The sequence below is a fragment of the Alteromonas sp. MmMcT2-5 genome, from assembly GCF_022348315.1.
Lineage (GTDB): Bacteria > Pseudomonadota > Gammaproteobacteria > Enterobacterales > Alteromonadaceae > Alteromonas > Alteromonas macleodii.
On sequence record NZ_JAKRFB010000030.1, the window covers coordinates 14,586 to 36,653 of the forward strand.

20 protein-coding genes and 2 tRNA genes are annotated in these 22,068 nt (G+C 45.9%); 8 read left to right on the forward strand and 14 right to left on the reverse strand.

What is annotated here, in order from left to right; genetic code table 11:
- Positions 1 to 3: 3 nt before the first annotated feature.
- The 4 genes from MHN09_RS13400 to orn form a co-directional block, all read right to left on the reverse strand.
- The gene (locus MHN09_RS13400) at positions 4 to 2,475 is read right to left on the reverse strand and encodes a TonB-dependent receptor (protein ID WP_239241058.1); all 2,472 of its coding nucleotides are present in this window, start codon (positions 2,473 to 2,475) and stop codon (positions 4 to 6) included.
- 614 nt (positions 2,476 to 3,089) lie between these two features.
- Positions 3,090 to 3,165, reverse strand: a tRNA-Gly gene (locus MHN09_RS13405).
- Positions 3,166 to 3,218: 53 nt separating this feature from the next.
- A tRNA-Gly gene (locus MHN09_RS13410) sits at positions 3,219 to 3,294 on the reverse strand.
- Between the two features lie 101 nt (positions 3,295 to 3,395).
- Entirely contained in the window at positions 3,396 to 3,941 is a 546-nt protein-coding gene (orn, locus tag MHN09_RS13415) for an oligoribonuclease (RefSeq protein WP_239241060.1), read from the reverse strand.
- 87 nt (positions 3,942 to 4,028) lie between these two features.
- Between orn and rsgA the strand changes: the two genes are divergently transcribed.
- The 4 genes from rsgA (at position 4,029) to MHN09_RS13435 (ending at position 7,872) form a co-directional block, all read left to right on the forward strand.
- The gene (rsgA, locus tag MHN09_RS13420; protein ID WP_039225052.1) at positions 4,029 to 5,072 is read left to right on the forward strand and encodes a small ribosomal subunit biogenesis GTPase RsgA; all 1,044 of its coding nucleotides are present in this window, start codon (positions 4,029 to 4,031) and stop codon (positions 5,070 to 5,072) included.
- 248 nt (positions 5,073 to 5,320) lie between these two features.
- Positions 5,321 to 6,268 (forward strand): archaetidylserine decarboxylase, encoded by a 948-nt coding sequence (gene asd, locus MHN09_RS13425; RefSeq protein WP_239241062.1) that lies wholly within the window; start codon positions 5,321 to 5,323, stop codon positions 6,266 to 6,268.
- Between the two features lie 3 nt (positions 6,269 to 6,271).
- Positions 6,272 to 7,147 (forward strand): DMT family transporter, encoded by an 876-nt coding sequence (locus tag MHN09_RS13430; RefSeq protein ID WP_014948075.1) that lies wholly within the window; start codon positions 6,272 to 6,274, stop codon positions 7,145 to 7,147.
- A gap of 32 nt (positions 7,148 to 7,179) precedes the next feature.
- Positions 7,180 to 7,872: a glycerophosphodiester phosphodiesterase gene (locus MHN09_RS13435; RefSeq protein WP_342339960.1), complete on the forward strand. Its 693-nt coding sequence runs from the start codon at positions 7,180 to 7,182 to the stop codon at positions 7,870 to 7,872.
- A 122-nt stretch (positions 7,873 to 7,994) separates the two neighbouring features.
- Here MHN09_RS13435 and MHN09_RS13440 read toward each other — a convergent pair whose 3' ends face one another.
- The 3 genes from MHN09_RS13440 to MHN09_RS13450 form a co-directional block, all read right to left on the reverse strand.
- Entirely contained in the window at positions 7,995 to 8,423 is a 429-nt protein-coding gene (locus MHN09_RS13440) for a MerC domain-containing protein (protein ID WP_014948073.1), read from the reverse strand.
- A gap of 156 nt (positions 8,424 to 8,579) precedes the next feature.
- A complete protein-coding gene (locus tag MHN09_RS13445) occupies positions 8,580 to 9,488 on the reverse strand; it encodes a divergent polysaccharide deacetylase family protein (RefSeq protein ID WP_168533850.1) in 909 nt (302 codons plus the stop codon).
- Between the two features lie 123 nt (positions 9,489 to 9,611).
- A complete protein-coding gene (locus tag MHN09_RS13450; protein WP_039225056.1) occupies positions 9,612 to 10,775 on the reverse strand; it encodes a peptidoglycan DD-metalloendopeptidase family protein in 1,164 nt (387 codons plus the stop codon).
- A 253-nt stretch (positions 10,776 to 11,028) separates the two neighbouring features.
- Here MHN09_RS13450 and MHN09_RS13455 point away from each other — a divergent pair, with 253 nt between their 5' ends.
- The 4 genes from MHN09_RS13455 to gpsA all read left to right on the forward strand — a co-directional run bounded on the left by MHN09_RS13455 (position 11,029) and on the right by gpsA (position 13,341).
- Positions 11,029 to 11,454 carry a rhodanese-like domain-containing protein gene (locus MHN09_RS13455; RefSeq protein ID WP_168533852.1) on the forward strand — a complete coding sequence of 142 codons (426 nt, stop codon included), beginning with the start codon at positions 11,029 to 11,031 and terminating at the stop codon, positions 11,452 to 11,454.
- A 12-nt stretch (positions 11,455 to 11,466) separates the two neighbouring features.
- Positions 11,467 to 11,727, forward strand: a complete 261-nt coding sequence (gene grxC, locus MHN09_RS13460) for a glutaredoxin 3 (RefSeq protein WP_168533854.1) — start codon at positions 11,467 to 11,469, stop codon at positions 11,725 to 11,727.
- 62 nt (positions 11,728 to 11,789) lie between these two features.
- A complete protein-coding gene (secB, locus tag MHN09_RS13465) occupies positions 11,790 to 12,299 on the forward strand; it encodes a protein-export chaperone SecB (RefSeq protein WP_014948068.1) in 510 nt (169 codons plus the stop codon).
- A 10-nt stretch (positions 12,300 to 12,309) separates the two neighbouring features.
- Positions 12,310 to 13,341, forward strand: a complete 1,032-nt coding sequence (gene gpsA / locus MHN09_RS13470; RefSeq protein WP_014975504.1) for an NAD(P)H-dependent glycerol-3-phosphate dehydrogenase — start codon at positions 12,310 to 12,312, stop codon at positions 13,339 to 13,341.
- Between the two features lie 58 nt (positions 13,342 to 13,399).
- Here gpsA and MHN09_RS13475 read toward each other — a convergent pair whose 3' ends face one another.
- The 7 genes from MHN09_RS13475 to MHN09_RS13505 form a co-directional block, all read right to left on the reverse strand.
- The gene (locus MHN09_RS13475) at positions 13,400 to 14,809 is read right to left on the reverse strand and encodes a TolC family protein (protein ID WP_239241064.1); all 1,410 of its coding nucleotides are present in this window, start codon (positions 14,807 to 14,809) and stop codon (positions 13,400 to 13,402) included.
- Positions 14,810 to 14,813: 4 nt separating this feature from the next.
- Positions 14,814 to 16,784 carry a MacB family efflux pump subunit gene (locus MHN09_RS13480; RefSeq protein ID WP_239241065.1) on the reverse strand — a complete coding sequence of 657 codons (1,971 nt, stop codon included), beginning with the start codon at positions 16,782 to 16,784 and terminating at the stop codon, positions 14,814 to 14,816.
- Between the two features lies 1 nt (position 16,785).
- Positions 16,786 to 17,964, reverse strand: a complete 1,179-nt coding sequence (locus MHN09_RS13485; RefSeq protein WP_239241066.1) for an efflux RND transporter periplasmic adaptor subunit — start codon at positions 17,962 to 17,964, stop codon at positions 16,786 to 16,788.
- 172 nt (positions 17,965 to 18,136) lie between these two features.
- Positions 18,137 to 18,601, reverse strand: coding sequence for a tRNA (uridine(34)/cytosine(34)/5-carboxymethylaminomethyluridine(34)-2'-O)-methyltransferase TrmL (gene trmL / locus MHN09_RS13490; RefSeq protein WP_039225063.1), 465 nt, complete (start codon positions 18,599 to 18,601; stop codon positions 18,137 to 18,139).
- Between the two features lie 152 nt (positions 18,602 to 18,753).
- Positions 18,754 to 19,731: an alpha/beta fold hydrolase gene (locus MHN09_RS13495; RefSeq protein ID WP_239241067.1), complete on the reverse strand. Its 978-nt coding sequence runs from the start codon at positions 19,729 to 19,731 to the stop codon at positions 18,754 to 18,756.
- 64 nt (positions 19,732 to 19,795) lie between these two features.
- Positions 19,796 to 21,157 (reverse strand): ATP-binding protein, encoded by a 1,362-nt coding sequence (locus MHN09_RS13500; protein ID WP_014948060.1) that lies wholly within the window; start codon positions 21,155 to 21,157, stop codon positions 19,796 to 19,798.
- Positions 21,157 to 21,870 (reverse strand): response regulator transcription factor, encoded by a 714-nt coding sequence (locus MHN09_RS13505; protein WP_039225152.1) that lies wholly within the window; start codon positions 21,868 to 21,870, stop codon positions 21,157 to 21,159. The genes MHN09_RS13500 and MHN09_RS13505 overlap by 1 nt, the downstream gene beginning before the upstream one ends.
- Positions 21,871 to 22,068: the final 198 nt, after the last annotated feature.

Here is a 22,068-nt window from a genome sequence, read left to right on the forward strand (position 1 = left end):
ATACTACATGCCGAATTGATACTTAAACATCAATCCCACAGTACGCGGTGTTAGCACATAATGGCCATAGTTTCGCTGTAACTCGATGCCATTTGGTTCTAGGGTGTCGTTAAACTGACCTAAACCAATATCGCCTACGTTACGACGAGTTGAAGTAAACGCATACTTATCGAATAAGTTGTCGATGTAGAGGGTTACCGACCAATCTTCATCTGAAATTGTCGCGTTCAAATTACTTACTGCGTAGCCAGGCAGCGCCTCACCATCTTGACGAAGGCCAACCGTGGTATACACATCGCTTTGCGCAGTGATACCGTAGTTCACATTCAACATTTTATCGTCAAATACTTCTTGGCTGTATGTGATACCGAATGAGAACTGATGCTCTGCAGTTCCCGGTAAACGGTCACCATCTTTACCATCGTAAAAGTCTTGAAGCTCTGTGCCTTGCTCATCAAACACACCAAATAAGAATGGTGCGTCTGCAGTTAACTCAGCTTGTGTGTAGGCGTATGTTGCATAAGTCGTGATATTGTCGCCAATAATGCCGCGAACCGAGAATTCCGCTCCCTTCGACTCCGCACCTTCAGCATTAACGATAATCGGCTGCTGACCATTGATTGTGGCACCCGACACCTGAGGGTCTTGCCAGTCAACGTAGAATAGCGCCGTATTCAGCTGAAGTTTGTTTCTGAAGAAACTGGTTTTAACGCCTAGCTCATAGTTAGTTGTGGTATCCGCCTCAAAGAGTTGCTCTTCAGGAGTAGCACAAACAATTTGGTTATTCAGATCATCGACATTATCTGGGCAAGCACCAACGCTGTTCGCGCCACCAATTCTGAAGCCTTCACTAATGGTCAAATAGCCCATTGTGCTGGCTGTAAATTGATAGCTGGTGTTGAACTTGAATAACGTGCCGCTATCGTCAGCCTCTGTCTCACCATAATCTAGTACGATAGAGTCAGACGCTCTGCGTTCAAATACTGAGTTGTAAAGCGGTAAGTCGACAGCCGAACGTGAATGCACATCATATTGGTATGCACGTAAACCTAATGTAATGTCCCAATCGCTCGTCAACTCGTAAGTAAGTTCTCCGAATAGCGCTTTTTCAGTAACCTCGCTTTCATCTACTGAGAAGTACTCAAGTGCATCAGGACGGTAATTGCCTTCTACACCCCACACGTCAATGGCGTAAGCATCGAAGTTAGGTGTAAATTCTTTACTACTGCCTTCACTGTCTAAGTCGTAATAAAAGCCGCCAATGATCCATGATAGAGGCCCACTGGTTTGAGAAACTAAGCGCAGTTCTTGCGTAAAAACTTCCCGTTCTTCCACTTCTTCCGTGTACGCCGAGAATGCTGGAAATTCTTCATAGCTGTAGTCTAAACGAATTAAAAGATCAGTTTGGTCACGTTGGCCGTTCGCGTCAAAGTTAGATAGACCGGTTGCAGATACTAATTCTGCAAAGCCCAGGTCAGCACTTACTTCTAAGCTTAATAGCTCGTCTTCTTTTTCACGCGGCTCTTCGTAGCGATAGGCTGATTCGTACTTGCCGATAACATCGCTTAAAGGATTTTCGTCCGAAAGCGCGTCGTAATGTGTGATAGAGCGACCTTCAACGTCCTGCTTTTGGTAAAAGTAAGTCAATGTGCTGTCAAACCAGTCGTTCGGCGCCCAGCGTACTGCAATACGGCCTGTTAGCGTATCTTCACCGTTAGCATCTTCAACACGACGTAGGTTGCTATTCACCTCTTCTTCATTAGACCAGTCTGGGTCTGGCAGTGACACACCGCCCTCTTTTACCACATAGTTGTAGTCAAGGAAGCCTGGGTTATTGAAATAGTTCAATGACGCGCGTACGGCTAATTCACCATCAATAATAGGTGCGTTGAAGACAATACTGCTTTCTCCACCTAGTGAATCGCTCTCGCTAATGCTGAACACATCACCCGTTACTTCCCCAGACATAAACTCTAAATCGACTTTCTTAGGAAGATAACGAATAGCACCGCCCAAGGTTCCTGCTCCGTAAAGCGTACCCTGCGGACCAATAAGAACTTCAACGCGATCTACGTCTACAAGACGCATATTCAGGAAAAGAGGGATATCACCAAAGTAGGTGGCTACCGTGCCGCCATTTGAACCAGGGCCTGATGAATTAGTATTTAGACCACGTACGATAATTGGAGAGTCGTTTCGTCCACCTTGATCTGTCACCGTAAGACCAGGTACCCAACGCGCTACGCCGTCAAGATCTTCAATATTCTGTTGGTCTAAAACGTCAGAGGTTAGCGCTGAGATATTAATAGGCACTTCTTGTAGGGTGCCGCTTCTGCGCGTTGCGGTTACTTCTACTTTTTCAATTTGTTTTTCGTCTACTGTAACCGTTTGGGCATATACGCTTGGGCTTGAGCAAGCGGCTAACACGGCGCCTGCTACAGCGGAAATATGGAAAGGAGCACTCTTACTATGCATGTTCTCTCTCTTAAAATGGACATTGCTAAAAACCACTAGCCCATTCCATAGGAAAAAACAGAGTCCTTCTAATTAAGCGTTTTAGCGTGAATTGGGTAAAAATGTGTACCGGCTCGTTCTTTGTAGCGTTCTTATTATTATTCATTGCTACTCAGTGAAAAGGGCCTAGAACCCAAGACTCAGCAGAATACGTGCCGGAATTTGCGCGCATTCTAATATAAAGAACGTCAAAAGCCAGAGCAAAACAGGATATTTATTCATTTAAAATGCAAATAATCCCACAACGCGTTGCGCATTGGGGCGGCCCCACTTTATGAGAGCTCATAAAATAATTACTTTTAACTGAAATATCATAGCCTTATAGAAATAGACACATAACTATATTAAAGTCGCACGACTTTGGTGCGTGAAAAATCGAATTTATACCCAGAATCAGTGCAGGGTTTTGTGGGAAAGGAAAGCTTAGAGGAACACCGTTCGATACAAGTGAATTTGGAGCGAGAAACAGATTTGTTCTCGTTGTGAAGCAATGGCCGACACTCGGTCGCGGGCCCATAAAGGGGGCGCATAGATTCAACCTCACTGGCTGTTATAAAAGTAGGAGTATAAAAATTTGGAGCGGGAAACGAGATTCGAACTCGCGACCCCGACCTTGGCAAGGTCGTGCTCTACCAACTGAGCTATTCCCGCATAGAGTCGATGCTGTGCATCTTATAGGCAATCTAGAGACCTAGATTAAAATTTGGAGCGGGAAACGAGATTCGAACTCGCGACCCCGACCTTGGCAAGGTCGTGCTCTACCAACTGAGCTATTCCCGCAACAAAAGAGGTACTTCGTTTGAAGTGGTGCGCATTTTACAAAAATTTTGGGGTAACGCAACCTTTAATTCTACTTTTTTTGCACCTCAATGTTTGAATGCTTAAATCGTAAACACTTTCTCACGATAATAACGCATTTCTTCAATAGACTCGCGAATATCATCTAACGCCTGGTGTACGCCTTTCTTTTCGAAACCGTCTAAAATTTCAGGCTTCCAGCGGCGCGTTAGTTCTTTTATTGTACTTACATCAATATTTCTATAATGGAAGTAAGCTTCAAGCTCGGGCATGTACTTAACCATGAAGCGTCTGTCTTGCCCTATGGTGTTTCCACATAGCGGTGACTTGCCTGCATCTACCCATTGCTCTAAAAAGGCAATAGTTTGCGCTGATGCTTCTTCAACACTTATTTTACTTTCTCGGCAACGTGCAGTTAGCCCACTTTCTCCATGAACTCGTGTACACCACTCGTCCATATTGTTTAGCACGTCATCACTTTGATGTACCGCTATTACGGGGCCTTCAGCCAATATGTTTAGTTGTGCATCGGTAACAATGGTCGCAATTTCCATTACTACACAGGTTTCAGGATCTAACCCTGTCATTTCCATGTCTATCCAAACAAGGTTACTGTCGTGTTTACTCATTACTTTCCTCTTTGCGCTACAGACATGGCAACCATGCCCTACAAACGGTATTATTGACCATAGTATACGTGAAACTAGAAAAGAATCGTGGCGAAAAAACCAAAACTTACACAACGACAAAAACGACAAGTTGCAGCTAACAGAAGCAAACGCTTGCGTGAAAAGCACGCATCAAAGGGCGCGGCGAACCTTGATGAAAGCACGCTAGAAAGCGGTACGGTAATTGGTCGCTTTGGTAAACACGCCGACGTTGAAGACGCAAACGGCGCAGTATCTCGCTGCCACATTCGCCGCACGGTAGACTCTGTAGTGTGTGGTGACAAGGTGTTTTTCAGTAAAGGGGATGACGCTGAGTCAGGTGTAAGTGGGGTTATTGAAATTGTAAAAGACAGGCACTCTGTCCTGACTCGCCCAGATTATTACGACGGTATTAAACCCATCGCCGCGAATATCGACCGTATTATAGTGGTTAGCGCTATTTTACCCACCCTTTCACTGAATATTATCGACCGTTATCTCGTTGCCTGTGAAGACATTGGTATCACGCCGCTTATCGTTCTTAATAAAGTAGAGCTGCTCAGTGAAGAGGAACGCGCAACCGTTACAGAGCAGCTTAAAACGTACGAAAATTTAGGCTACGAAGTGCTGTTTACCAGTTGTAAAACCGGTGAAGGCATTAGCAAACTCAATGAATACCTTAATGATAACATCAGCGTTTTCGTAGGGCAGTCCGGCGTTGGCAAATCGAGCCTTATAAACCAAGTTCTGCCAGACGCCGATGAATTAACCGGCGATATTTCAGATAACTCGGGACTAGGTCAACATACAACGACGGCGGCCAAATTGCTTCACTTGCCAGCCGGCGGTGATTTGATTGACTCTCCCGGGGTACGTGAATTTGGCTTGTGGCACATTCCTACCGAACGTATTACATGGGGCTTTATTGAGTTCAGAGATTATTTGGGCGGCTGCAAATTCAGAGACTGCAAGCACTTAAATGATCCGGGGTGCTTACTAAGAGAAGCTGTAGAAGAAGGAAAAATTAGCGCAGAACGCTTCGACAGCTACCATAGAATATTAACCACCATGGAAGAGCAGCGCCCTAGTCACAGCCAGCCTCCCGGGGCATAACAACTGCCACTAGGTTTCAACCTCACTGGAGCGCTAAACTCGTTGGAGCGACCGAAGAAGTACACGCACTACTTACGCGTAATAGCCGTCACTAACTCGGCGATTTATTCTTTTGGTGTGAACCACGTGCTTATGCTTTTGTGTAAGCACTCATAACCCTAAAGTTGCTCTTAATACCACGACTTACTATACAATAACGCTATCTATGCAATGCGTTATTGCTTGCATAAAAGAAACGGAGATATTTTGTGTTAGATTGGCTTAAAGTTAATTTACAATACGTTACACCAAAGCACCTGCTTTCACGCCTTGTAGGCAAACTTGCAGAAGCAGAAATGGGTAGCGTTACGACATTTTTCATCAAGGCGTTTATTAAGCAATACAACGTTGATATGTCAGAAGCGCTGCATGAGGAACCAGAGCATTATAGAAGCTTTAATAAGTTCTTCACCCGCCCGCTTAAACCTGAAGCCCGCACCATTGACGAAAACGATGACGTACTTATCCATGCTGTTGACGGTACGGTAAGTCAGTTTGGCGATATCCATAGCGACAGTATTTTTCAGGCGAAAGGCCATGACTTTAGCCTAACTACATTATTAGGTGGCAAGCCTGATGTAGCTGCGCCATTTAAAAATGGTAAGTTTGCTACCATTTACCTTGCCCCTCCTGATTATCACAGAATTCACATGCCTGTTGAGGGCACGCTTACTGATATGCTGTATGTGCCGGGCGAACTTTTTTCGGTAAATCCTCTTACAGCACAAAATATTCCAGGTCTGTTTGCACGTAACGAACGTGTTGTCGCGCTATTCGACACGCCTGTGGGCAAAATGGCAATGGTGCTTGTAGGCGCTACCATAGTGGCAAGTATTGAGACAGTTTGGGCTGGCACGGTTACGCCACCTGCGGGTAAAAACGTTCAGCACTGGACATATGAAAAAGACAGTGAAGCAGCAGTTTTCCTTGAAAAAGGTGCCGAGCTAGGCCGCTTCAAGCTAGGTTCGACCATTGTGGTGTGTTTCGAAAAAGACATGATTGATTTTGAAGACCTCGCCCCTGGTATGGTTACACGCCTTGGTGAGCCTATGGCGCTTAAATCAACCGCACAGGCTAGGGCTAAAGATAAGCACGTTAGCGATGAAACAGCCAGTGACGAAAAGAACGAGGCTTCGTCAGAGGGCGCTGACAGCTAATTTATGGATGCTGTTAAAAAAAGCCTGATCTCACTTCATTTCACGGTAATTTTACTTGGTGGTACAGCCCTTTTCTCTCGGCTTGTACCACTTAGCGCCAGTGATATCACTCTTGTTCGTTCAGTATTTGCCTGCATAGCGTTGTTTGCCTTTTTGAAATTGGCGAAGAACAAAATAAAGCTGAATTCAAAAAAAGACTACGGCGTTGCCCTCGGTTTAGGCGTGTTGATGGCATTGCACTGGGTCACCTATTTTGCCGCCATGCAATATGCTGGGGTGTCTGTTGGCATGATTGCCCTTTTTACCTTTCCTGTAATCACGGTACTTATCGAGCCTTTCTTTGAGCGGGTAAGGCTGGTCTGGCAGGATATCGTATCTACCGTTACGGTGGTCGTTGGCGTTTATTTAATAGTGCCAGAGACATCACTGGAAAATGACATTACCCTTGGCGTTCTTATCGGTATTGCTTCCGCCATCTTGTATTCGTTTAGAAACCTTATTCATCGTAAGCACTTTAAGCACTACAGCGGTGCGCAAGCCATGGCGTGGCAGACCTTGGTTATCAGTATTCTAATGTTGCCGGTAGGCAGTGCAGCAATAACCTCAGCGTCTACTAGTTCTTGGCTAATGCTATTGCTTTTAGGTACCGTATTTACTGCGCTTCCTCATGCACTTATTGCTGCGAGCCTACGTCACCTTAGGGCAAAAACGTTTTCGCTCATAGCCTGCATGCAGCCTCTTTATGGCGTTTTCCTTGCTATTATTCTGCTTAACGAAAAACCTGGTTTAAGTGCGTTGTTAGGTGGAATTCTTATTACGTCAGCATCAGTTTATGAAACGCTCAACACGCATAAGTTGCATAATGCAAAAGATGATTAAGCCGTGTTGTGATCTTTAAGGAAGAAATGTCTATGCTCATTTTTGCTCACCGAGGTGCCAGTAAAGCCGCCCCAGAAAACACAGTAAAGGCATTTAAACTGGCTTTCGAACAACGTGCCGATGGCATTGAGTTTGATACCTATCAGCACGAAAGCGACATTATTGTTTTTCACGATAGAACACTTACGCGCAGAGCACGGGAATCCGGCTATTTACTTGACGTACCGTGGCAATCCCTTACAGAAATGGACATTGGGGATGGAGAGCGCATACCGACCCTGACCGAAACACTGAATTGTGTTCCAAAAGACAAGTGGTGCAATATTGAGATAAAACACTTACGCGACGTAGACAGCTGGGTTAAAGACGTTAAAACGGCGGTACAGCAAAGCGGTATTAATGCTGATAAGCTACTTATCTCTTCTTTTAACCATCACTGGCTTCAAGCTATTGCGCTTAAGTGGCCCGAAGTGAAGATCGGCGCCTTATCTGCAAGCTACGAGCTTGACTGTACGGCGAGCGCCCGGGCTCTGAACGCTTATTCCGTAAACATTGCATTAGACGCCGTTGATAAGCAGTTTGTGCAAACGGCGCAGCAAGACGGATTTGACGTATTCGTTTATACCGTAGATGAGCCGAGAGACATGCTTATGCTTAAAGAGTGGGGAGTGACGGGCATATTCACTAACGTGCCCGATGTAGCGCTTAGTGTGTTGTCGCATTAACCCCTACTTTTTCAATGCGAAAAGTCTGTAGAACGCGTATCTGATACATACTCACACTATAAAAAAACGAGCCATTGGCTCGTTTTTTTTGGAATGCTTTTCTTGAAATGCAGCTTGGTCGACTACTTAAATTCAGTTGAAAGGTGGTCTGAAAACACCGTATTCTTGCAGCACTTACATTGTCTACACAATCTCATATTCACCCAGTGGCCGGCTACAATTAGTGCTGCACCTATCGCGATGGTAAAGGGTTCGTAGTGATGCCCAAAAATATCTTTGTGCCAATAAATGGCTCCACCCGTAAACAGCAGTGCCAGCGGGTAGTATTTGCCATGATAGCGAATCGCACCGCTAACCAAGGCGACTGCACCTACAATTAACGAAAAGGTTAATATCGTTCTTTCGAACCACACTTGTGCAAAAAAGCTAGAACCGATCAGCGGCAGCAGAGGCACCAAAACAGGTAGCGCGAGGCAATGCAACGCACACAAGCTCGACACCCAAATGCCAAGTTTGTCTAGTTTTGTTGGATTCTCGTCAATTGGAGTCATTACCCTAATTACCACCGTGAAAAAATGAGTTCGCGAACTATTCGCCAGAGACGTTATATTATAACAGACTCACAGAAATGAGAAACGTTCCCACATTAAATTTTGATCTTAACGAGATGAAAATGAACTAACTACGTATAAAGTGGGGAAAAAAAGCTATTCGTTTGGCGCTGTACCTAAGCGCTCAGCAACGCCTTTTTCTGCGGAGCTGTGCATTAGCCCACTGCTATGTAAGGCATTTTCTTCGGTCATGCTTACCTTGCTATCCTTCACATCGGCGTTATTAAGCGAAGCCGTTTGATTGCGTTCTTTGCCAAACTGCTTTGCCACTTTTGGTGCATGCGAAAAATAGTCGGCTACTGAGGTAAGGGTTAAACCTTCTTTTTCAAGTGAGGGTAAATGAGTTTTCAAGAAATCGACGGTTTCTGGGTGGGGATGACCAATCACAACAACATGACCATTCTTTTTAGCAATACGTTTCATGTGGTTGAACTGCTTAAGTAAGAATGCAGGCTCAAGCTTATGGTCCAGAAAGACCTGTCTACTTGCGCTAGGCACACCTAACCGCTGCGCAATTTCTTCACCTTTTGTGAGTACCGTGGTTCGGCTATCCACAAAAAATAAGCCTTGCCGCTTCACCTCTTTTAAGAGCGCTTCCATTCCTTTTTGCTGCCCCGTGAACGCACTTCCCATATGATTATTCACACCAACCGCGTTCGGCACGCTCTTCATTGCCTTTCGCAAATTGTAAGTAATGGCACCTGCGAACATGTCAGTGGTTAATCCAAGGGGCCCCATGTCCTTTCCACTTTGCGCCTGCATAGGCATATGCAGCATAACGGCCCTGCCTTCTTGCTCAGCGCGGAGCGCAATTTTAGAAGCCAGCGGCGTTTGCGGAAGTATAGAAAAGGTAATTTCTTTAGGGAGAGAAAAAGCAGCGACATCGGACGGCCTGTATCCCAGGTCATCTAATATTATAATTATGTCTGACTTTGCTTTTACTTGAAGGCTAGTTAGCCCGCATAAAACAAAGATTATACAAGGCATTAGCAGACGCAAAAGCATCTAAGTCACATCCGTTTTTCATCATTATTATTAAGCGCACACTACACAATGCTGTGTTTTTTCTAGAATACCAACAACTGATTAAGTTTCAACTTAGTGTCTGTCAATCTAGGATTAACCTGCCTAGTCTAGCCAAGAGCTTGGATTTAGCGCCTTGCCTTTATGACGAATTTCAAAGTAAAGGTTAGGATATTCCTGACCACCACTTCGGCCCACAAGGGCTATGCGTTCACCTTGCCTGACATCATCGCCAGCTTGCTTTAGTAACGCTTGGTTGTGACCGTAAACACTCATATACCCTTCGCCATGATCGACAATAGCGACCAGACCAAATCCGCGCAACCAATCGGCGTACAACACTTTTCCAGGCGCAATGCTGTTTACAGGGTCGCCCTCGGCACCATCTATCACAATGCCTTTCCAAGACACTTGCCCTTGGCGGCGACTACCGAATAAGTTTCGTATTCTGCCTTTTACAGGCGCTGCCAGCTTACCTTTTAATTTGGCAAGTCCATCCATACTCACTTCGGCTTCACGGGCAGCCCGTTCTGCGGCAATCCGCGCAGCTTCAATAGCGTCTTTCAGCGCTTTTTCATCAGCTTGTAGCGACGCAATACGCTGGTTTTCAGAGGCTATGGTTTTGTTTATTTTCTTAAGCGTTGCTTTTCTATCGTCTTGGCGGGTTATAAGTACTGCTCGCTGACCTTCTTGCTCATCTTTCAAAGCGGCAAGTGACAAGGCTTTTTCGCTAAGCTCTGCGTTAACTTCTTCAAGCCTAGCAACATTGCCCCTAAAGCTCTCAATCTCTTTTTGGCGCGCTTTTGCCACGTATTGATAATAGGTAATGACACGCTCGAAGGTTCGCGCGTCATCTTGGTAAAACAGCATTTTTGCATAGTCGTAATGCCCCGCCATAAATGCACTTTTAAGCTGGCTCGATAAAAGTGACTGCTGTTTACGGATAGCCGTTTTAAGCCCTTCTTGTTCTTCTTCGAGCTTCGCTTGTTCTTGCTCAATGTTTTTAAGTGACTGTCGGGTGCTGGATAGTGCTTTCGCCACTTTAGCGATTTCGAGTTCAGAGGCCTTCAGCACATTTTCCAATTCCTGTGCACTGGCTCTATTGTTCTCTAATACTTGCTGTCGAGCGCGCAATTCGGCCTGTAACTCAGCTAATTTTTCTTTTTGACTATTCGCACCGCCTTCTTGTGCAATAGCACTACTTCCAATCGGCATAATTGCAAGGGCAACTATGCACCCAATGATTGAAAGAAATAATCGTACTGACATACGTGCGCCTAGAACCTTAACTTTTTCATTGATGACTTAATGTGTTTCATCGTTGCTGTTAACAACGTTTTCCAGTGTATCTGACGCTCCTCCATATGCCCAGTGCAATTTGTTCGTAATATCAATCATCTAAAGTATTTAGCGCAAACCCGCTATGACTGACATTCATCATACTGAAAGGTAAGCTGGTTTCTCGCCCATTTTTCTATATACTTTGCACTCTTTTCATGGTCTGTAGACAGGGTTAGAGGTAATGGATCAACTAATTGAATTTGCTAGCAACAACTTTATTCTTGCTGGTATTTGGGTTGCGCTGGTTGCCATGTTGATATTTAGCTATATCAGTGCATGGACATCTTCAGTAAAAGAATTAAGCACGCACGAAGCAACGGTTTTGATGAATAAAGACGATGCGATAGTGCTAGATACACGCCCTGCGAAAGAGTTTAAAGCTGGCCATATTTTGGGTGCCAGACAAATTAAACCTGAAGAGTTGCGTGAGAAAAACTTCAAGAAACTTGAAAACAGTAAAGACAAACCCATTATCGTAGTATGCGCTATGGGTAATCAGGCTCGTGGTACAGCAAATGCGATGCTTAAAGACGGCTTCGCGAATGTGAGTGTATTAAAAGGCGGAATGAACGCGTGGCAAAGTGCCAGCCTTCCCGTTTCTAAATAACAGGTAACCTTTATGAGCAAAGTAGAACTTTACACCAAGGGCCACTGTCCTTACTGCCACCGTGCAAAAGTATTGCTAACGCAAAAAGGTGTAGAATTTATAGAATACCCAATAGATGTTAAGCCTGAACTGCGCGACGAGATGATTGAACGCGCAAACGGCGGCTGGACTGTTCCGCAAATTTTCATTGACGATCAGCACGTTGGTGGCTGTGACGATATGATGGCTTTGGAAGCACAAAGCAAACTAAATCCAATGTTGGGTTTGGCGTAAAGCGTCAGCGCATACAGCAACGCACTACATTAAATTAAAACGACAATTAAATAGGAAATACCATGGCTGACGAAAATCAGACAAATAACGGCGAAGCAGCGGGCGCACAAGCGCAACAGAGTGCTCAGTTCAATATTCAACGTATCTACACAAAAGACATTTCTTTTGAGTCTCCAAACGCGCCAGCTATTTTCACAAAAGAGTGGAAGCCTGAAATTAAACTAGACATCGACACTAGCACTAACAAGCTAGAAGAAAATGTATTTGAAGTCGTACTTTCAGTTACCGTTACGGCAACGCTTGGTGAAGAAACAGCATTCCTTTGTGAAGTGCAACAAGCAGGTATCTTCGCTATTGGCGAAATGCCAGACCAAAACAAAGCGCACACGCTGGGCTCGTTCTGCCCGAACATGCTTTTCCCATATGCGCGTGAAACCATTTCTAACTTGGTTAACCGTGGAACATTCCCTCCACTTAACCTAGCGCCTGTAAACTTCGACGCTATCTTTGCAGCTTACGTGCAAAAACGTGCACAGCAAGCGCAGGGCGAAGCGCCAAAAATGGACGCCTAATTAGGTGAACATGAAAGGCGTGGACATGAAGTCGCATTCGGTTTCAGAGTCTGTTTCAGTATTAGGGGCGGGGTCTTACGGCACCGCCCTTGCTTTTTGTCTTGCCAGAAATGGCAACCCCACACTGCTTTGGGGCCGTGATGAAAAGCACATTGCCGAAATGGAAGCGAACCGAGAGAACGCTCGTTATCTTCCAGGCGCAACATTTCCAGATGCCCTAGTGGTAAATGCCAACTTAGAAGAAGTGGTAGCCGCCAGCCAAGATATTTTAGTGGTTGTACCTAGCCATGCATTTGCGGCTATGCTTCAAAGCTTAAAGCCATTGCTTAAACCGCATCAACGCATTATTTGGGCGACCAAAGGACTTGAGCCAAAAACTGGCCGTCTGCTTCGCGATGTGGCAGAGGAAATACTGGGTACCGACTATCCCCTAGCCGTGTTATCAGGCCCTACTTTTGCTAAAGAAATGGTAGCAGGCTTACCTACTGCAATTTCGCTGTCTTCCACTGACGATACGCTGAGTGACGAATTTGCAGCAAAGCTGCATTGCGCAAAGTCGTTCAGAGTATACAAAAACTCAGACTTTACTGGCGTTCAGCTTGGTGGTGCGGTTAAAAACGTTATCGCTATAGGCGCGGGCTTAGCCGATGGCCTTGGTTTTGGTGCAAACGCGCGAACGGCGCTGATCACCCGAGGTTTAGCAGAGCTTACCCGTTTGGGCGTGAAGCTGGGTGCAAATCCAGAAACCTTTATGGGTATGGCGGGTCTTGGCGATTTAGTTTTGACTTGCACCGACAATCAATCGCGCAATCGTCGCTTTGGGCTGGCTTTGGGTCAAGGCAAGAGTGTCGATGTTGCTATTGACGAAATCGGACAGGTGGTTGAGGGATATCGCAACACTGAAGAAGTGCACATTTTATCTAAGAAAGTAGGCGTAGAAATGCCTATTTGTGAACAAATTTATGCTGTGCTTTATCACGGAAAATCCCCTAAAGAGGCGGCCTTAGCTCTGCTTGGTCGAGACCTCAAAAAAGAAGCCTAATGCACAAAAAAGCCCTGTTCACAGGGCTTTCGTATTGCTGCTTGAGAAAATCTAAAAGCTATGACGAAGTGATGTCGGCGCCTGCGCTTTCTCTGTAGGTGGCAATGACAGAAGAGAGTACGGCTTGATAGCTACTGATCACAGATTGCCTAGCCGAGAAAAAGCTACGTTGAGCATTAAGCAAGTTCAGAAAGTCAGTGTCACCAGCTTTGTAGCGAATATCCGCAAGATGATAAAGCTGCTGATTGTTCTCGAGCGAGGCTAAAGCGTAGCGGTAGTTTTGTTTATTGAATACTAAGTTAGTTTGGCTGTTTAACAACGCTTCTATCGCGCTAAGCACCGTCTGCTGATACTGTAAAATCGCCAAATCAACATCCGTTTTTGCCGCCTTCTCTGCAGCTTCTAACCGTCCCCCGTCGAACAGGGTTGCTGCTGAGCTTACTGCTGCGCCTAAGGTCCACCCTTGCGCTAAATCTAAAAGATCACTCACACCAATATCTGCACTTAAGCTCATGCCTGGAAGACCTGCCACTGACGCTTCGTAAAACGCTAAATCAGCCTGCTTAAATTGCGCTATAGCTAACTGAACATCTGGACGCTGCTTCAATACCTCAGCGCTTAATATAGGTGCCACTTCGGGCAGTGAAAAATCGGTTAGCGAAAGGGAAAGCAGCGCTTTTTGTTCAGGCGTATTAAATTGCATAGATTCATTACCTAACAATACCGCTAATGCCCGCTCATTAAGCGTTAAACTATTGCTCAGTCGCAGCACCTCCGACTGAGCAATGATCAAGGTATTGCGCTGCTGGGAAACCTCAATACCTGAGGTATCCCCCTCTTCAAAGCGAATTTGAACTAGATTTAGCAGCGCTTCGCTAATCTCAACGTTTTGCATCGCAATAGACAGCCGCGACTGCAGTGAAATTTGCTCAAGAAGGGTATTTATAAACAACGCCTGGGTGTCTAACAGCGCATCGGTAAACTGATACTGTGCAGTATCGATACCTAACTGACGACTGCGCTGCTGAGCATCTCGTGTACCCCATATGTCCGCGTCATAACTCAACCCCAATCCACCTGAGGTAGAGTGGCTTGAACGGCCGCTATCTAGGTCTCTTCCACTGCGTCCAGATGTCCTCGCCGTTATAGTCGGAACGTCACCTGCGTTAACTTGTGCTAACAGAAATTGCGCTCGTTTCACCCTCTGCTCGGCTTGATTAAGGGTTAAATTTTGGCTTTCAAGCGACTTCATAACGGGCGCAAGTTCAGCCACCTCGAACACCTTCCACCATGATGTTGTTATTTGACTAGTCGCGTCCACAGACTTCGCTTTTTGTAGCGCCTGCGTGTCAGTTTCGGGCAACGTTGTAGAAGGTGAATAAGCGCAGCTTGCGGTCAGCACGATACAAGAGAACGCGCACAGTAATGAACGAGCGGCAAGAGGCACAGAAAAAAGAAAAGAATGCATGGCGTTACTCCTCTGCCAACGCGTCAATGGGATTAAGCTTTGATGCTTTTTGAGCAGGGGCATAACCAAAAATGAGCCCTACAGCGAGAGATGTGACAAAAGCCAAAACGGGCGGCATTAGCGTGTAGGCGACAGGCACACTGAATGAAGCTACGATAAGGACAACAAAATAGCCCAGAAGAATGCCGAAGATACCACCCAAGATACACACTACCCATGCCTCGATATTGAACTGGCGCAATATATCGCGAGGTTTTGCGCCTGTGGCGATGCGTAGTCCAATCTCCCTCTTGCGCTCAGATACGTTGACCAGCATGATATTCATTACACCGATACCGCCAACAAACAAAGATATGGCAGCAACAGACGCCAAGAGCCAAGTTAACGTGTCTTGCGTTTCCGTGACCGCCTCTACCAGAGACTCTGTGGTACGCACCATCACGTCTTCTTGTCCGTGACGTTCTACCAACAGTGCCAACACATCGTCTTTTACCTGAGTGGCTACTTCGGTACTTTCTGCCTTTATGGTAATGCTGCTTAAGTAATTCCGACCAAATACCTTCAAACGGCCAGTTGTAACCGGAATGAGCACTTCGTCATCCATATCGTTACCACCTGCACTGGCGCCCTTAGAATGAAGTACACCTACGACCTGATAGAAGGCATTTTGCATCAAGATGTACTCGCCTACTGCCCGATATTTATCTTCAAACAGGGTCTCTGCTACCGTATCTCCAATTACCACCACAGGTGCATAATTTGTTACGTCTTCGTCGCTGAAAAACACGCCCTGCGCCATTTCCCAGTCTTTAGCATGAAAGTAGTCAGGTGTCGTGCCTGTAATACGTCCTGAAAAATCGTTTTCGCTGTAGCGGATGGTTGCCCTTGCACTTCTTTCCGGCGCGACATAAGCCACACCCAGAACACTTTTCAATGCAGTGGCATCGGCTAATGTCAACGATGCAATATCACCGGATGAGCGCATGTTTCGTCCACCCGGCCTAATCGAAATCAGGTTCGTGCCAATGGTTTCAATGCGCTCTAGTACCTGCTGTTTACCTCCCTCACCGATGGCCATCATGGTCACCACTGCCGCTACTCCAATAATAATTCCCAAGAGTGTGAGCAAGGTTCTAAACCAATTCATTCTAAGGGCAGTGAACGCCATAGATAGGGCTGAAGAAAGTGAGATACTTGGAAAAGGTTTAATTGCCGGTACTGATTTAGGCTCTTGAGAATGTGCGTTCTGCACTGAAGCCGCATTCTTTTCAAATGATTCACTTGTGCTAGGCGCAGCGGTTTTAGTATCTGTTACAATTTTCCCATCAAGCAAGTGTATTTGCCTGTCGGCATGTTCAGCAACTGCACTATCGTGGGTGATAAGAATAATAGTCACCCCTTCTGCGTGTAGCTCGCGAAGCAATGCCAGTAACTGTTCTCCGCTGGCCGAGTCAAGCGCCCCCGTGGGCTCGTCGGCTAATATTACTTCTGCACCGTTAATTAAGGCGCGGGCTACCGAGACACGCTGTTGTTGGCCACCAGAAAGCTCTCCGGGCTTGTGCTCTTTTCTGCTTGCAAGCCCAAGTTTATCAAGCAACTGTTGCGCTTTTTGAGTACGCTCTTCGCTAGGCGTACCGCTGTATATTGCTGGCAGCGCCACGTTTTCAGTGGCGTTTAGCGACGACAGTAGCTGATAGCGCTGGAAAACAAAACCAAACGTTTTCAAGCGAAGAGCAGAAAGCTGGTCTGGGTTCAGCGAAGACACTGATTGTCCGTGGATACGGTACTCCCCTTCTGAAGGGGTGTCTAAACATCCTAGGATATTCATCAAGGTCGACTTTCCTGACCCGGATTGCCCCATAATGGCGACAAATTCACCCTTATCGATTGATAACGAAACGTTATCCAATGCGGTGACTTCAAACCCTTCTGTTTTGTAGCGACGTGATACGCCATTAAGCTGTATTAACGACATATTAGAATCCGTCACGGCGGCGCGGTGGGCCTGATGGCGGCTGCCCACCCGGCACTCTGCGCATACCCGCGGCCGGCATAGCGGTGCCGTCTGCTAGACCCACAACCACTTCATCACCTTCTGATAGGCCTTCTATAATTTGAATATGGGTTCTATTTTTTATGCCTACTTTTACTGGCGTGCGAACCACATCATCGCCCTGTTTAAGCATCACGAATTGATTGCGAGCTCGTCCTTTTACTGCCGCTAACGGCACAGAAAGCGCGCCTTTCACCTGCTCTTGCACAAAGAACACTTGGGTAGTCATGGCGTCCATTAACGTGCGATCAGGATTCTCAACATCGATTAGCACTTGGTATAGCACTACGTCATTAAGTACAGTGGGTGTAGGTAGCACTTGACGAACGGTAGAGTGGTAAAAGGTTTTGTTATCGCCTAAGGTAGAGAAATAGACTGGCATGCCGCGCTTTATTTTCTGCACATCGGCTTCAGACACTTCTGCGCGTAGGGTCATTACTGATAAATCGGAAATTTGAAGCAACACGGGGGCGTTTTGATTGGCATTCAGGGTTTGCCCCTCACGCACCGGTAAGGTCGCTACGGTTCCGGATATTGGCGCAAATATTTTTGCAAACCCGAGCTTAGTAATATCCCCTTCCAGCGAGGCTTCGTCGGCTTTAATCTGTGCGATGCTCGCCGTGATCTTGGTATCGATAACTTTAAGGTTTGTATCGCTGCTTACGACTACATCTTGGCTGACTGCATTTTGCTTAAACAAATTTTGATTGCGTTGCGCTCTCACTTCGGCGAGTTCTCGCTCTGCCCGCAGCTGAGCCAGCTGTGCTTTTTTGCTGTCCAGCGCCGCTTGAGAGTTCTGTACTTGTGTTTCAAATACACGGGCATCGATCTCTACCAGCAAATCGCCTTCTTTAACAATATCCCCCTCTTCTACGTGAATATTGTCTACCTGACCTGAAACCTGCGCGCCTACCTCTACGTAGCGCTTGGGCTCAAGCTGACCTGTAGACACCAAATTTAATTCGATGTCTCGTATCTTTGCATCTTGAAAGAGATATTCGGTATTTGTCTGAGGTGAGTATAGCCATGCATAAACAGCATAAGCAGGCACAAACACAATAATTGCAATGAGCAGTACTTTAATGGGTAGAGGGAGTTTCAAAGCATTCGATCCATAAAAAAAACTGAATGCAATATAGCGAATGTAAAGATTCGCCACGAGAGACAATCTTTACATTTACGCTATCTTTACAGACATTTTTAAAGGCTGAATAAGCTTTTGATTTAAATGGTTAAAAGAGTTTTTAGCAAAACAGTAAGCGTTAAAGAAAGTACTAACGAGCACCCTCGTAACCAAACTGACGCCAGCTTTCATACACAAATACCGATACTGCATTAGACAAGTTCATACTACGACTGTCTGGCAACATAGGGATGCGAACACGCTGCTCTGGGGGAAGCGATTGAATATAGTCGTCTGGTAAACCTCGGGTTTCCGGTCCGAAAATTAACGCATCGCCTTTTTGATAAGACACATCGCTGTGAAATGCTTTGCCTTTCGTTGTGCAAGCGAATACCCGTTTTGGCTTAGCATCATTTAGGTAAGCGTCTAAATTGGCGTGGCGCTTTACGTGAGCAAACTCGTGATAATCTAAACCTGCGCGTCGAACGCGTTTATCGTCCCATTCAAAACCCAAGGGCTCGATTAAGTGCAACGTAAAGCCACTGTTTGCGCATAAGCGGATGATGTTTCCCGTATTTGGCGGGATCTCTGGCTGATAGAGTACGATATCGAGCATGCTTTTTTAAATTACCTTCACAGTTAACAACTCGTTTATTTTATACCGAAACGCCATTCTTCATCACCCTTGCACACACTTTTATTACCTGTGAAATAGAAAGCGCTGCTCTTAAGTATGATTACCTAACTAAATGTTAGCTTTGGCTGCACTTATGTAGACGGGTCTTCTGTCAAAAAGTCGAGAATACGCGCCACAGAGCGCTCGCGAATGTCGTCAGACTCGGTGAATAGCTCATGGTAAGCGCGGGGCACTATTTCAAGTTTTGCATTTGGCATAAGCTGAGCCACGCGGCGCTGACGGTTATTATCAATAATCGCGTCATCGTCTGCACTTAATACAAGCGAGGGCGTTGTAATAGCGCGTGCGCTACTTTCAATTTTGTTCATAGCCTGATGCGCCGCTGCCAACCACTCTGTAGTCACGCCACCAAGCTGAATATCCTGCTCTTCGTCATACAGTTCACGAAATAGGGAATAGCGGGTTTTGCTGTGGGTGAGCTTATTAAGTGAAAAAGGAAACGCGATATACGGGGTTTGACCAAAAAAGTACCCCGCATCTTTCTTTTTCATCCTGTTTACCGCAAGGCCTGTGCGAATTAAGCCATTCGCCAACCAATTGGGCAGAGCCGGTTTAATGCCAAACATGGGTGAAGCTAAAACGGCTTTTGAAAACAAATTCGGAAGACGCAGCAGCGTGAGTGCACCAATGGCGCCCCCCATCGAATGGCATACCAACTGTAACGGGCCTTGCTGCAGTGGCTTTACGATAGTTTCTACGAACATAACGAAGTCATCAACGTAGTCGTCAAAATCGGCAACATAACCATGCTGAGGGTCACGGGTCATCCTGTCTGACAAACCTTGGCCTCTGTGATCTAAGATGAATACGGCGAAACCATTTTGATAGAGATCGTAAATGAACTCTTTGTACTTTAAATAAGATTCGATTCGACCAGAGCATATTACAATGGTAGCTCGCGGCGATTCTGGGATACAGTGCGCAAAGCGTACCTTGATATTGTCTTTCCCAGAGAAGTGGCCCTGAGTAACATTGTTTTGCCAGAAGGGATTGATATACGTGGCAAAAGTGCTGGCTAAGTTATTTTCAGACGTGAACGTCCAGTTCATAAATACCCTATTACAGTCAAATTGCGCTCTTTATTAGGCTACGGAGTGCTATCAACGTTCCCAATCATAACTTCGGAAATGACATAGTAACTCGTAGCCCACCGCGCTCAGCAGGTTCAGCGATTATGCGTCCATGATGCAACTCAACTGCCGCTTTTGCAATGGATAAGCCCAAGCCTACGCCTCCTGACTCGCGCTCTCTGGCAAGAGTTGCCCTGTAAAACGGTGAAAATATACGCTCACATTCCTCAATGGTTAACCCGTCGCCGTCATCTGTAATGTGAATACACCAATGCTGCGCATCTTCGCTAAACGCAATATGTGTGACGAGTTTGCTATGGCGTATGGCATTGCGAAGAACATTCTCGACAGCGCGACAAAACATCATGCTGTCAATGACTACCGTTTTTTTAGGTATATCGTCAATTTTTAACTGCTTGTTTTTGTTTGCCACTTCAAAGTTAGCGTCGGTCAGCACATCGTTGAGCACTAAAGACAAAGCGTGTTTTTGCATGTTGGCTTCGCCAGCTTCAGCACGACTAAGAGTAAGTAATTGGCTTACCAGCGCTTCCATACGATCAGCCTCCCGCTCAACACGAGATAACGTGGCTGGGTCTACATTTTGCTGATGAGCAAGACCTAGCGCCATTTGCAGTCGCGCTAGGGGTGAACGAAGTTCGTGAGAGACATCAGCCAATAATCGCTTCTGTGCGCCCCACATTGATTCGAGCTGTTCAGCCATTTTATTGAAATCGCGCGCCAACTGGCCTAACTCATCCTGACGCTTGGCAGCCTTGCCCACCCGCGTTTGCCAGTCGCCGCTTGCTAAACGTTTTGCTGAACCCTGAATGTGCAAAATAGGGTTGGTCAGCGTTTTGGCGAATAGCCAGCTCAAAAGCGTGGTAGTAATAAGTGCAATCGCCAAAAACAGCAGAACCGGAGGAGTTTGCTTTTCGGGCATATCTAGCTTTACCGCAAAAAGCGCAAAGCGTGAATTGTCTCGCTCGAAGAAAACCGGGCCGAGAATTTTGAATGCGCCGCGCTTTACTGCAATCGGGGAGGTTTGATTTACCAAACGCAGTAAATCTTCTTTATCGTTGTCACGAAGCGGAGGGCCTCCACCTGAAATAAGGCGGTTGTCGCGAATATCTACCGCAACCAGTCGACCTCTCACGCCACGTGAATTGCGATCTAGCGTCTCATGTAACGGTAGGTCCTGAAAGCGCCCACGCTGCATCCGCTCAATGGCTTGATTTAAATCTTCTACTTCGCGAGGCTTTATTTGCACAACTTGAAGGTCTTCAAAAAAGAGGCGACTTCCCCAAATGGCCAAAAGCGATGTAACAATGAACGTTGCCCAAAACCACAGAAACAAGCGGCCCATGATGGCCCGCGTTGGGCTGATGCTGCGTAACAGTTTTACCATTAATGGCTTCCAACAATTAACATGTACCCTACTCCGCGGATGGTTTTGATTTTTTCATCTACGGCTACTGCACTGATTTTCTTTCGCAGGTTGCTAACATGCATATCAATGCTTCTGTCAAAAGCTTGCAGTGGCTTGCCGAGTATCTTTAAGCTTATTTCTTCTTTCGTTACCCGCTGAGCGGCATTTAGCATTAGTAAGCGCAAAATTAAAAACTCAGTTGTGGTTAGCGTTAATTCCACATCGTCTACTTTAGCGAGCTGGCTACTTGGGCTTAAAAAGATGCCATTCACAAATAAATCTTGCTCAACCGCTCCTCCCGTTGAGGAAAGATTATGACGACGCACAATCGCTTTTATTCGCGCCACCAGCTCACGATGGTTAAACGGTTTCGGTAAATAATCATCGGCGCCCATTTCCAGACCTAAAATGCGGTCGTAATCATCGCCTCTTGCTGTCAACATAAGTACAGGCGTGCTATGGCTGACACGAAGTTTTTTCAACACATCGAAGCCATCCATCTTTGGCATCATCACATCCAATAAAATAAGATCGTAATGTCGTCCAGATACAGCTTCAGATAACCCTTCTTCGCCGTCGTTACGCACTTGCACTTGATAACCCATACTCGACAGGTACGTGGAGAGCATTTCAGTTAGCTCAAGGTCATCATCAATAACAAGGATAGACTGCAAATGAAAATCTGAACTCATGGTATTAAACTCTTTAACGGTTGGAACTGCTGACCTTTGATTCATGAAAGTGCCTGTAATTTTTATAAACTTCAACCTGCGCTTGTGGTGAGTCTTGTCTAAATTAAACGAAAAACACTGACAAACGCATACTATATCTTTTCAGACCTTTACAATTACAAAACGGCATCACCTTTACAGAAGCTTTACAGTGTGTTG